Source organism: Nostoc sp. LEGE 06077, from assembly GCF_015207705.1.
In the GTDB taxonomy this organism is placed as follows: domain Bacteria; phylum Cyanobacteriota; class Cyanobacteriia; order Cyanobacteriales; family Nostocaceae; genus Nostoc_B.
Genome location: NZ_JADEWI010000015.1, coordinates 20316 through 32360 on the forward strand (window position 1 = coordinate 20316; position 12045 = coordinate 32360).

The 12045-nt window shown below is 41.6% G+C and carries 10 protein-coding genes; 6 read left to right on the top strand and 4 right to left on the bottom strand.

What is annotated here, in order from left to right:
- Positions 1 to 11: 11 nt before the first annotated feature.
- Entirely contained in the window at positions 12 to 197 is a 186-nt protein-coding gene (locus IQ244_RS12585; protein WP_193894435.1) for a hypothetical protein, read from the bottom strand.
- Positions 198 to 398: 201 nt separating this feature from the next.
- Between IQ244_RS12585 and IQ244_RS12590 the strand changes: the two genes are divergently transcribed.
- Entirely contained in the window at positions 399 to 2384 is a 1986-nt protein-coding gene (locus tag IQ244_RS12590) for a potassium channel family protein (RefSeq protein ID WP_193894437.1), read from the top strand.
- A 184-nt stretch (positions 2385 to 2568) separates the two neighbouring features.
- Here the strand turns inward: IQ244_RS12590 and IQ244_RS12595 are convergent, their stop codons facing one another.
- Both IQ244_RS12595 and IQ244_RS12600 read right to left on the bottom strand, forming a co-directional pair.
- Positions 2569 to 3423 (bottom strand): amino acid ABC transporter substrate-binding protein, encoded by an 855-nt coding sequence (locus tag IQ244_RS12595; protein ID WP_193894605.1) that lies wholly within the window; start codon positions 3421 to 3423, stop codon positions 2569 to 2571.
- A 308-nt stretch (positions 3424 to 3731) separates the two neighbouring features.
- A complete protein-coding gene (locus IQ244_RS12600; protein ID WP_193894439.1) occupies positions 3732 to 4169 on the bottom strand; it encodes a BON domain-containing protein in 438 nt (145 codons plus the stop codon).
- A 578-nt stretch (positions 4170 to 4747) separates the two neighbouring features.
- On the opposite strand from IQ244_RS12600, the gene IQ244_RS12605 reads away from it, so the two are divergent.
- Positions 4748 to 5092: a DUF760 domain-containing protein gene (locus IQ244_RS12605; protein ID WP_193894441.1), complete on the top strand. Its 345-nt coding sequence runs from the start codon at positions 4748 to 4750 to the stop codon at positions 5090 to 5092.
- 108 nt (positions 5093 to 5200) lie between these two features.
- Here the strand turns inward: IQ244_RS12605 and IQ244_RS12610 are convergent, their stop codons facing one another.
- Positions 5201 to 5695 carry a pentapeptide repeat-containing protein gene (locus tag IQ244_RS12610; RefSeq protein ID WP_193894443.1) on the bottom strand — a complete coding sequence of 165 codons (495 nt, stop codon included), beginning with the start codon at positions 5693 to 5695 and terminating at the stop codon, positions 5201 to 5203.
- Between the two features lie 130 nt (positions 5696 to 5825).
- Between IQ244_RS12610 and gcvT the strand changes: the two genes are divergently transcribed.
- From gcvT to IQ244_RS12630, 4 genes are all read left to right on the top strand, one after another.
- Positions 5826 to 6941 carry a glycine cleavage system aminomethyltransferase GcvT gene (gene gcvT, locus IQ244_RS12615; protein WP_193894445.1) on the top strand — a complete coding sequence of 372 codons (1116 nt, stop codon included), beginning with the start codon at positions 5826 to 5828 and terminating at the stop codon, positions 6939 to 6941.
- A 276-nt stretch (positions 6942 to 7217) separates the two neighbouring features.
- The gene (gcvH, locus tag IQ244_RS12620; protein WP_193894447.1) at positions 7218 to 7604 is read left to right on the top strand and encodes a glycine cleavage system protein GcvH; all 387 of its coding nucleotides are present in this window, start codon (positions 7218 to 7220) and stop codon (positions 7602 to 7604) included.
- A gap of 306 nt (positions 7605 to 7910) precedes the next feature.
- A complete protein-coding gene (gcvP, locus tag IQ244_RS12625; RefSeq protein WP_416209773.1) occupies positions 7911 to 10748 on the top strand; it encodes an aminomethyl-transferring glycine dehydrogenase in 2838 nt (945 codons plus the stop codon).
- 74 nt (positions 10749 to 10822) lie between these two features.
- Positions 10823 to 11794 (top strand): AEC family transporter, encoded by a 972-nt coding sequence (locus IQ244_RS12630; protein WP_193894451.1) that lies wholly within the window; start codon positions 10823 to 10825, stop codon positions 11792 to 11794.
- Positions 11795 to 12045: the final 251 nt, after the last annotated feature.

Consider the following 12045-nt stretch of genomic DNA (forward strand, 5'->3'; position numbering starts at 1 on the left):
GTCTTGAATACTCATGCGAGAGTCTTGAATACTCGTGAATCAGTTTTACCCCTCCCTAACCTTTCCCTTGGAAAGGCTACTGTGTACATCAAGGCAAAAACTTTCATGTTCAACCACATCCCGCCTAGAACTAAAGTTCCAGGCTCATAGCCAAAGTCCACAAAGCGTGGACTGGAAGACATTTTTAGTTGAGTCATCTTCAGATGACTTGCGCTATGAGACTCGGAATTCATTCCGAGGCGGAACAGATGCATTACACGAATATTTGTGTGTACACGGTAGCTTTTTAAGGGGGCTAGGGGGGATGAGACAAAGTGTATAATACTTTTCAACTATCAAATTGATAACAGATTGAATAAATTATTACCTGTAATTTCTAAACTATTTGGTTTGGGGTAATGGGACAGAATACAACAATAGATCCGAACTTGTTCTTAGTTTGTGGACTGGGTAGTTTAGGTGAATATTGCGTATCTGCGTTGAAGGAATTTGGTGTTAAAGTAAACGCTATTGAACAGACAAATCATCAAACTTGGGAAATTTCTGAATTACCAGATTGTATAGATAAATTAGTCACTGGTGATTGTCGCCAACCAAAAATATTAGAACAAGCCGGAATTAAACAGTGTCGGGCAATTTTGATTGTAACGAGTGATGAGTGCGTAAATATAGCCGCAGCATTTGCCGCGCGATCGCTTAATCCGCAAGTTCGTTTAGTTATCCGTTCCGCCCAAGATAACCTGAATGAGTTACTACAACAAAGTTTGGGTAATTTTATTGCCTTTGAAGCGACACAATTACCAGCTAATAGTTTTGCTTTAGCCGCATTAGGCTGTGAAACCAGAGGATTTTTTAATTTAGATAATCGTTTACTACAAGTGTTCGGAGTACATATCAATGGTTCCCATCGTTGGAGTCATTGTTGTCTTTCCGAAATTAATACTAACCACCGCCGTGTACTTGTCCACGCCAAGGGCGGAAAACCAGTATCCCCAGGTTTCTATCAATGGAAACCAGATGCAAAAGTCCATCCCGGAGACTCTATTTTTTATGTAGAAGCAACTGAAAATCTCACTACTCATTCCCCCAAAGAGATGCACACATTTAGACAATTCTGGAATGAGATTGTCGCTGAGATAAAATGGCAAAATCTCCGCCACAAATTAACTCAGTTTTGGCAAGAAAGTACTCAAACCCGTCGAGTTGCTTTTGTTGGCGCATTATTTTTGGTGATTTTGTTCTTGTTAGGAACACTGCTTTATAAATCACAGTATCCTGAAATAACTTGGCGCGATGCGCTGAATGTAGCTTTGGTATTAAGTCTCGGCGGCTACGGTGATTTATTTGGTCAACAAACAATACCTTTTGTCATTACATGGTGGCTGCATTTATTCAGTATTATCATGAGCGTTACTGGTACTTTGTTTGTCGGCATTCTCTATGCTTTAATGACCGAACGTGTGTTATCTGCGAGATTTCAGTTTTCTAAACGTCGTCCCCGCATCCCTAAAGCAGACCATGTAGTTTTAATTGGTATGGGGAGAGTCGGTCAAAGAGTCGCCCACTTGTTGCAAGAACTCAAACAACCCTTAGTAGGTGTAAATACCAAAGACCTCGAACCGGGAATGTTACCCCAAATGCCTTTAGTATTGGGAAATATCAACAATGCTTTAACTAAAGTCAATATTCACACGGCGAAAAGTGTGATTGTCGTCACCGATGATGAAGTGACAAATTTAGAAATTGCCTTAAAAGCACGCACAGTCAACCCCAAAGCCAACTTAGTCATTCGTACCTTTGACCCACGTTTTAGTGAAAATGTGGCAAATCTGTTACCTTATGCGAGAGTTTTGGGAGTATATGAATTAGCCGCCGAAGCATTTGCAGGCGCAGCATTTGGCGAAAATATTGTAAATTTATTTCGTTTAGATAACCAAACAACTTTAGTTACCGAATATCAAATTGAAGCTGACGACACCCTTAATGGCAAATTAATCGCTGATATTGCTTATGGCTACGGACTAGTGCCAATTTTCCATCTGAGAGGGAACCAGTATACACCGAAGTTTATGCCTTCTGATGATATTAGATTAATTGTGGGCGATCGCTTAATAGTTTTAGCCACCATTGAAGGACTACAAGCAGTCGAACGCGGAACCATAAAAACAGGTAAATGCTGGGTGCGCGTCGCAAAAACCATTTCCCCAGAAGCCGCCTTTGAAGGCGCAGCCGTAATTTCACGCGTCACTGGTTGCGATATGCAGCTGGCGAGAACTTTAATGAATCATATACCCGCCACTCTGCAACATCCCCTCTACCTGCACCAAGCACATCGTTTAGTACATGAATTGAATAAATCCCAAGTTTCCGCCTATATTGAATAGTGCTGAGTGCTTTACACTGAGCGGAGTCGAAGTGTGAGTGCTGATACCAATTCACCAAAATCTTGATACACATACAAGAACTCGTAGGGGCAAACGGCTGTTTGCCCCTACACCTGTATTTGCATCATCCATAAAGTGAAATGGTATGAGTCATATATTTTTCCATACACCCTCACACCCTTAATCAAAACTCTCTTTTCGGAATTTCCTCACGAAATTCAATCACCAATTGCATCGTTTCCACAGTTAAATCGCGTAAATCTCGATTGAGAAAAACAGCGCCTTGCGGCCCGAACCAACGGTCAAAAATAGCTACATATTGACTATCGCCATTAACAAAGCCTTGCATAAACTTGACCAGGGAATAATTTACAGCGTCGAGAAATTTAGAATTATCCTCTGGAACCATGCAAGCGATACCTTCTCGTGAAAAAGGTCTATCAGGTGCGATCGCAAAATTATCAGGATTTTTGGCCTTTTGCAACCATCCCTCCAACAAAATACTATCGGATGCAAAAGCATCTATTTTCCCTTGTTCCAAAGCCGTATAACCTTCTGCACGAGTTTTCAAATAAACTAATTTGGACTGGGGTTGTACCTGTTTAATTGCCAGTTCATTTGTAGTTTGCGCCAACACACCAATTCGTTTACCAACCAAAGACTCAGCCGAACCAATATTACTTCCTGATTTCACTAATAATTGCGTCCCAGTCACACCATAACTCACCGAAAAATCAACTTGTTTATCTCTTTCCCAGGTAAAACTACTAGCATCGCAAACAATATCAACTTCCCGTTTAACTATTTTCGGAATCCGCTGTGCAGGAGTCAAACCAACCAATTTTAATTGATTTTTTTTGCCTAATTGTTTTTCTAATTGTTGTTTAATCACATTCAACATATCTACCGAATAACCAGTCAATTTACCTTGGTTATCGGTATATGCAAAAGGCAGTGCATCTTTACTAGTACCAGCAGTCAGTACTCCTGTACGCGCAACTTTTTGCATAACAGTCTCAGCGACAGCCGCACTAGGCATAATTGCTGCCAAGGCGAGACTAATCACCGGGATAGCTACTTTCGTATATTTAGTTATGTTTATGAATCTAGATAAGCACTTTAAATCAACACTTGTATTCACAGCACCCTCACATTTAAACTTTAAGTTATCAAACATCTGTTGTGATGCACAAAATACAGTAATTATCCCTGTCAAATACAAATTAAGTGAATCCGGTAATGATTCTTTACCTTTGTCCAGGTATCAAATAATCAATCAAAAATATCAGCAATAAAAAACAGGACTTACATAGATTTAAGTCCTGTCAAACTAATTTTTAGCTAGATTTAAATTTTGTTTGGCACTAGCACTTTTGCTTCTATTTTTACACTCTTTACACCTGGAACTTCCTTGACTAATTTTTCGGCTTTCTGTAATTCTGCACTAGAAGCAGCAGTACCTTTAATTACGATGTCACCAGCTTTTGCTTCCACCTCTAATTTATTGTTTGGTAAGTCTGCTTTCAGCTTTTTGGTAACTTCATCTTTTAATCCACTTTCAGATTTCGGAGTTACAGGAGTATTTTTTGTTGCTGCTGTTTTTTCAGTTGCAGTCTTTGGTGTTTTGTCTGTCGTTTGAGTAATCTGTGAAGCGGGTTTTGCAGATGCTGAAGAAGCTTCATTATTAATGCTAGGAATTTTAGCCGCATCTTTAGGTGTTTCTTGACAACCAAAAGCACCAACTAACAGAATGCTACTGATGATAAACGGAACTAACTTTTTCATTTCTGTCTCCAAATTGAATACTTGCAGCGGTCAATAGAGATAGATGCTTTTCTGAAGAGGAAAATTTAAAAACAATCAATTAGGCTATAGCAAAATAGCTATAGCGTTTCCAACTCTGATGTGTTACAAAATTACCCCTCCCCAACCCTCCTCTTGCCAAGGGGAGGGTGCGCGACAGCGCGGGTGGGGTGTATTTCATCTGCCTGAGAATTGCTATAAATTCAGCAGATATAAGTTAATAAGCAAGTTGCCAGCTATTAACAAACTGTATATGCCAAGATAGTTTTACAGAGTTATCCTGTGCAATTCAATAACAGTTTTATGATGTTATCAAATTAATTTGGTATTTGCCTAAATTTTGTCAAAAATTTATATTATTGCATAAATGTTTTGTGAGTAATTTATGATACATAAACTCTAAAAAATATATTTTTAATTACTAAGTAAGATAGGTAACTCATACAACCAAATTTCCGCTGGAGAAAAAACCAGATTGAGGATGTTCGGTTAATCTGAATTTTCTTGATCTAGAAAACCTGATAAATTCAATATAGTGAAGTGCAACCAGAAATAATACTATGAGTAATCTTTCCCATCATCAGCCAGATAATTTTATGCCAGAAGATGTTAACCAAAATCAGTTTTGGCAATACGTCCAATCTCTCAATCGAGACACAGTTGTTCAACTATCTAAACCAGATTCGCCAGAAGTTTTACAGTTAATTCAACAGGCTATTGTAGCTATGTTGGGAAATTTACCTCACGACAGATTTAATACTATGGTTACTACTAACCGTGAAGAATTGGGTAGATTATTAGGTTCGGCAATGGTAGACGGGTATTTTTTACGTAACGTCGAACAAAGATTTCAAATAGAAAAAACTTTGCACTTAACGGATGACAAAGCGACAAATCCAGAGTAATTAGAACGCTACCAAACATCCAAAACTTGATATATTATTCGGCTTCTCTGCGTTATGAAATTTACATTAATAACCCTCCCGATATTGGGGAGGGTTATTTGTATAACTTTACTTACAACCTAAAGACTCGCGGGTGTCCACACCAGTTTTAGAATTTATACCACTAGCTTTAGCACAGAGTTTTTTCACCTGTGTCCCATCTAAAACTGCATTAGTGAAATCAGCACCTGTAATTTCCACATTATCAAAGGTCGATCGCAGCATCATCGCATCTGTCAAAACTGCATCACTTAAATCTGCGTTTTTGAACCTAGCTAGATAAGCTATGCCATTGCTAAAATCTACACCGTGCAGATTCACCCCTTCCAGGGCAATACCGTTAAACACGCCTCCACGTAAGTCAGCATTGCTAAAATTCGCATTTTCTAAATCAATGTTGGTAAACTCACTCCCAACTAAACTTTGACCAGAAAAATCTTTTCCCTTAATTTCATCCCCAGCCGAACGGGTAATACTCGAAGAACTAGCAGCCTCCGCCGACAAGGGAAATAAAAATAGAACCATCGCTAAAGCAAAACTAGCTAGTATGCGGAAATATTTCATAATCTATTCTTAACAAATCTCAACACTCCTATAAATAACATTACTAGCTTGAAGTCTGAAGGGTGAAGTCTGAAGTATAAAATTTCTGCCTTGACTTAGGATATATAGAAGTTGAAGAGCATAACTACCTGTGGCTAATCAAGAAAACATCGCCGCATCCTTGGCGCGAACTCCTTTATATCAACTGGGTGTAGAACTCAAAGCCCGCTTCACCAGCTTTGGTGGTTGGGAAATGCCTGTACAATACAGCAGTATTACCAGCGAACACGAAGCGGTGAGAAATGCTGCTGGGATGTTTGATATTTCCCACATGGGTAAATTCACCCTGGAAGGTAAAACAGTCATTGACCAACTCCAGGGTTTAGTACCTTCAGACTTGAGTCGCTTACAACCTGGGCAAGCGCAGTATACAGTATTGCTCAATCCCCAAGGGGGAATTATTGACGATATTATTGTTTATCATCAAGGTGAAGAGAAAGTGGCGATCGTTGTCAATGCAGCGACCACAGCCAAAGATAAAACATGGCTATTGCAAAACCTCAACTTAGATGAAATCCAATTTCAAGACCTCTCACCCGAAAAAGTTTTAATTGCCCTGCAAGGGCCACAAGCTGTTAAATATCTCCAGCCATTTGTCACAGAAGACTTACAACCAATTAAAGCCTTTGGTCATTTACAAGCAACCATCTTCGGTAAACCCGCCTTCATCGCCCGTACAGGTTACACCGGGGAAGACGGCTTTGAAATCATGGTAGACCCAGAAATCGGCATAGAACTATGGCGTAGTCTCTACGCTGCTGGTGTTGTTCCGGCTGGACTGGGTGCAAGAGATACCCTGCGTTTAGAAGCCGCAATGGCCTTATATGGCCAAGATATCGACGATAATACCACACCCCTAGAAGCAGGTTTAGGCTGGTTAGTTCACCTCGATAGTAAAGGCGACTTTATTGGTCGGACAGTATTAGAACAGCAAAAAGCCAACGGAGTGCAACGCCGACTCGTAGGTTTACAAATGCAAGGGCGTAATATAGCGCGTCACGGCTACCAAGTGTTATCAGCAGGCAAAGTTGTCGGAGAAGTTACCAGTGGAACTATCTCTCCTACACTTGGTTACCCAGTTGCCTTGGCCTACGTTCCCAATAAACTAGGAAAAGTCGGTCAACAGTTAGAAGTAGAAATTCGCGGTAAAGCCTACCCCACAGTTGTAGTTAAACGTCCCTTTTATCGGTCAAAAACTAAAGTATGAGTTTTAAATGAGACAAGAGAGAAAAAGCTGATGACTTCGTATATCAAAGAGTCCAAACTCACCCTTTGATCAAAAACCTACACCTGTGAATAGAGGGGTATATTCTGTAAATGAACAAAACCCTGACACCCAATCTCCACAAATAACCTTTGTGTGTAAGTTCTATATAAGGAATAATGTGTTGTGAACTACTCAATCTACAGTAAAGCTCATGATCAAATATGACCAGCATTACTGTTGCAACAATAATTTTTTTAATATTGGAGGGTAATTTATATGTCTGAATATCCTGATGATTTGAAATATCTGGATAGTCATGAATACGTACGCCTAGATGATGATATTGCTACCATTGGTATTACTCAATTCGCCATAAATCAATTAGGTGATATCGTGTTTATAGACTTGCCAGAAGTTGGTACTACTGTTGATAAAGGTGGTGATTTTGGCACAGTTGAATCAGTCAAAGCCGTTGAAACACTAGTTTCACCAGTAACCGGCACAGTAGTAGAACGTAATGAACCCTTGATTGATGATCCTGAAGCAGTGTCAGACGACCCCTACGGCGAGGGGTGGTTTTTGAAAGTACGCGTTGATGACCCCGGTGAACTTAACAATACCTTGACGGCGGAACAATACAGCGCCCTAGTAGAAGGAGAGTAAGAGTCTTGGGGATTAGGGATTAGGTACAAGTTACTAGGTATGGGATAAAATATTTGGTTTACGATTTTGCTTTGGTTGCAATCAAACATCCACAATCTAGAATTTCTAGTCCCTAACCTCTAGCCCCTTTTATTTAATGTTCACTTCTTAAAAGTATTTTTTATTGCAAAATATTAAATAGTTGCGTCCGGAGTTCAATTTGTGGTATCTAATACCCCTCAGTCCAAGTCTACCATCCCAGCAAATTCACCGTCTTCTAATTTTATAGAACGGCACATAGGCCCTAACCCCGATGAAATCAAGCAAATGCTGGAATTGTTGGGTTTTACCAGCCTAGACGACCTCATCGATCGCACAGTACCACAAGCCATCCGATCGCAGCAAACACTACAATTACCCGACGCACAAAATGAGTACGCCGCACTAGCAAAATTAAAAAATATTGCGGCAAAAAATCAAGTGTGCCGTTCCTACATTGGTATGGGATATTACGACTGCGTTACACCCCCAGTAATTGGACGTAATATCTTAGAGAATCCCGGTTGGTATACTGCTTACACACCTTATCAGCCAGAAATTGCCCAAGGACGGTTAGAAGCACTGCTGAATTTCCAAACCATGATTATTGACTTAACAGGTTTGGAAATTGCCAACGCTTCATTACTTGATGAAGCCACCGCCGCCGCCGAAGCTATGAGTCTGAGTTATGGTGTCAGCAAAACTCAAGCCCATAGCTACTTTGTTTCCCGTGACTGTCATCCTCAAACTATCGATGTGTTGCAAACACGGGCGAAACCTCTAGGAATTAACATTATTATCGGCGACCATCAAACCTTTGATTTTGCTGAACCAATTTTTGGCGCAGTCTTGCAATACCCCGCCACTGACGGCACTATTTACGACTATCGCGCCTTCGTAGACAAAGCCCATGCAGTCGGGGCTTTAGTTACAGTCGCCGCCGACCCCCTCAGCTTAACTTTACTTACCCCACCCGGTGAATTTGGTGCTGATATTGCCGTAGGTAGCACTCAACGCTTTGGTATTCCCTTGGGCTTTGGGGGGCCTCATGCAGCCTACTTTGCCACCAAAGAAGACTATAAACGCCAAGTTCCAGGGCGCATTGTCGGACTATCCAAAGATGTCAACGGTAAGCCAGCATTACGTCTAGCACTCCAAACCCGCGAACAACACATCCGACGGGAAAAAGCGACAAGTAATATTTGTACTGCCCAGGTACTACTGGCTGTGATGGCGGGTATGTACGTCGTCTATCACGGGCCAGCAGGACTGAAAAATATTGCTGAAAATATCCACAAGCTAACTGTACTTTTGACAGCAGGATTAAAGCGTCTGGGTTATCAAATTAGTTCGGAAAATATCTTTGATACATTACGAGTAGAGTTAGGAAGCCACAGCCTCAAAGCTATTCTGGAAAGTTGCCAAGGTAGGAATATCAACTTACGGATTTTTGATGAGACTGCCGTTGGTATTTCTTTAGATGAAACAACTACAGCAGAAGATTTAATTGACCTGTGGCAAATTTTCGCTGGTAAAGATGAATTACCTTTCACGATAGAAGAATTCACTAACTCAACTTCTGATATTTTCCTATCTCGTCAAAGCAGCTACCTCACCCATCCCGTATTTAACCGCTATCACTCCGAAACAGAGTTGTTGCGTTACCTGCACAAACTAGAAACCAAAGATTTATCGCTAACAACATCGATGATCCCCTTGGGTTCTTGTACCATGAAGCTAAATGCCACAGCTGAGATGATTCCCGTCAGTTGGGAAGAATTTGGTAAGATACATCCCTTTGCACCATCATCGCAAACCTGGGGTTATCAAATTCTCTTCCAGCAACTTGAGGCTTGGTTAGCCGAAATTACTGGGTTTGCGGCAATTTCTCTACAACCAAATGCCGGTTCCCAAGGGGAATACGCTGGACTGTTAGTCATTCACGAATATCATGCTAGTCGCGGCGAAGCACACCGCAACGTTTGTTTAATTCCCACCTCCGCCCACGGGACAAATCCCGCCAGTGCGGTTATGTGTGGAATGAAGGTGGTAGCAGTTGCCTGTGACGCTGACGGTAACATTGATGTTGATGACCTCAAAGCCAAAGCAGAAAAGCACAGTAGTGAACTTGCAGCGTTGATGGTGACATATCCCTCAACCCACGGTGTCTTTGAGGAAGGTATTGAAGAAATTTGTGATATTGTGCATCGCCACGGTGGACAAGTATATATGGATGGGGCAAACATGAACGCCCAAGTCGGGCTGTGTCGTCCCGGCGATATTGGTGCAGATGTTTGTCACTTGAATCTGCACAAAACCTTCTGTATCCCTCACGGTGGCGGCGGCCCAGGTATGGGGCCAATTGGTGTAGCCGCCCATCTCGTACCCTTCCTCCCAGGACACGCCGTAGTTCCTCTCAATAAATCCACTCAGCACGGGCTAAACGCCCCGCTACCGCTAACAGCACTTAGCACTCAGCACTCAAAAAGCGCAGTCGCCGCCGCACCTTGGGGTAGTGCCAGCATTTTGGTAATTTCTTGGATGTACATCGCTATGATGGGGGCGGCTGGTTTGACGGAAGCAACCAAAGTGGCAATACTCAATGCTAACTATATTGCCAAGCGGCTCGAAACCTACTATCCAGTTTTGTACAAAGGCAAAAATGGCCTAGTTGCCCATGAGTGTATTTTAGATTTGCGATCGCTCAAAAAATCCGCCAATATCGACATTGATGATATTGCTAAACGCTTAATGGACTATGGTTTCCATGCGCCGACTGTCTCCTGGCCTGTAGCTGGAACTATCATGGTGGAACCCACAGAAAGCGAATCGAAGGAAGAATTAGACCGTTTTTGTGATGCCCTAATTGCTATTCGTCAAGAAATTGCCGACATCGAATCAGGCAAAATGGATATTGAAGATAATCTTTTGAAGAACGCACCCCACACCGCCGAAAGTCTCATCGCTGGGGAATGGACTCATCCCTATTCCCGCGAACAAGCCGCCTACCCCGCACCTTGGACGCGCGAAGCTAAATTCTGGCCTAGTGTAGGTCGTATTGATGCAGCTTTCGGTGACAGAAATTTTGTTTGTGCTTGTTTGCCGATGGCGGCCTATGCAAATTAAATCATAAAGGGCGCTGTGCTGGCATACTAGCAACAGCATCCTTTTTGACACCCTAACCAAGGTGCCATCCGACAATGATTGACAGTCTGATTCATGCTTATACCCCTTTTCTCATTTGGGTTGGTATCGGATTACTAGGCTCTCGGTTAATTCCAGATAGTTTCCTGAAGTGGCTTGGTAATGGGTTGTATTGGGTGGGGGTGCCATTACAAATTTTAGTTTTGGCGCGTCATACTGATTTATCTCACGGCTTCGTTATACCTGGAGTTGCAGTTGGAGTATTACTGCTGAGTCTGATTTTAGCGTTATTGATTTGGCAAGTTTTACAATGGTTGAAAAATCAAAAACAGCAACCAGATTTGCCAAATTCAGACTTGGCAGTAGACATCCCATTGATGCAAGCCAGTTTGGGCAGTTTTATTCTAGCTGCCATTTTAGGTAACACAGGTTTTGTTGGACTTACACTCACCCAAGTACTAACTAGTCCCAAAAACAACGACTGGGCAGTTTTATTCAGCGTTACCAACAATGTGATTGGTACTTATGGCATTGCGGTCTTAATTGCTAGCTACTTTGGCAAAAGCAAAATCAATACCCAGTGGTGGACTCAGTTACGAGATTTAGTTACAGTTCCCAGCTTGTGGACATTTTTTTTGGGCGTGAGTACTCAATTTGTGCCATTACCAGCCGTAATTGAGTCAGGATTAGAACAAGCTGTTTGGGTAGTTATCGCCTTTGCTTTGTTACTTGTCGGCCTGCGACTAGGTACAATTACAGGCTGGAAAAGTTTAAAAATTGCTTCTATTGCCAGTGTGCTAAAGGTATTTGTTGTACCTGTACTAGTGGGCTTAGGCGCAACCTTTTTCGGTGTAACTGGAGAAGAACGTCTAGTTCTGGTGTTAATGTCAGGAACACCCACAGGGCTTTCTGTACTAATTTTGGCAGAAGTGTATGACCTAGACCGAAACTTATTAGCCAGCAGTATTGCTTTGACGTTTATCGGCTTATTTATGGCGCTACCTTTGTGGTTAATCTGGTTTAGCTAGTTGGCCGCAACCATTTTACTAATTTTTGATACAACTTCTAATTGGATTATCAATGTTAGGACACTATAGTGTATCGGCTCCTTCAGGGGTTGCTCAAAAATCTCCCAACCCTTTCAGACAGCCTAGTTTTTCCTTCACCAGATATAGTATTTAATTTAAATGAATGATGATCATTGGCGATCGCATCCAAATAGGTATAGCTTATTCATGAGAATGTTTATTGACCGCATATTATGATGTTTAAAAATATC

What these genes read in the sequence shown, in the direction of transcription:
- gcvP (WP_416209773.1), top strand. Translation starts at nt 7,911, where the DNA reads ATGCTGGAATTGTTGGGTTTTACCAGCCTAGACGACCTCATCGATCGC.
- IQ244_RS12585 (WP_193894435.1), bottom strand. Translation starts at nt 197, where the DNA reads ATGACTCAACTAAAAATGTCTTCCAGTCCACGCTTTGTGGACTTTGGC.
- IQ244_RS12595 (WP_193894605.1), bottom strand. Translation starts at nt 3,423, where the DNA reads ATGCCTAGTGCGGCTGTCGCTGAGACTGTTATGCAAAAAGTTGCGCGT.
- IQ244_RS12590 (WP_193894437.1), top strand. Translation starts at nt 399, where the DNA reads ATGGGACAGAATACAACAATAGATCCGAACTTGTTCTTAGTTTGTGGA.
- gcvH (WP_193894447.1), top strand. Translation starts at nt 7,218, where the DNA reads ATGTCTGAATATCCTGATGATTTGAAATATCTGGATAGTCATGAATAC.
- IQ244_RS12600 (WP_193894439.1), bottom strand. Translation starts at nt 4,169, where the DNA reads ATGAAAAAGTTAGTTCCGTTTATCATCAGTAGCATTCTGTTAGTTGGT.
- IQ244_RS12610 (WP_193894443.1), bottom strand. Translation starts at nt 5,695, where the DNA reads ATGAAATATTTCCGCATACTAGCTAGTTTTGCTTTAGCGATGGTTCTA.
- IQ244_RS12630 (WP_193894451.1), top strand. Translation starts at nt 10,823, where the DNA reads ATGATTGACAGTCTGATTCATGCTTATACCCCTTTTCTCATTTGGGTT.
- IQ244_RS12605 (WP_193894441.1), top strand. Translation starts at nt 4,748, where the DNA reads ATGAGTAATCTTTCCCATCATCAGCCAGATAATTTTATGCCAGAAGAT.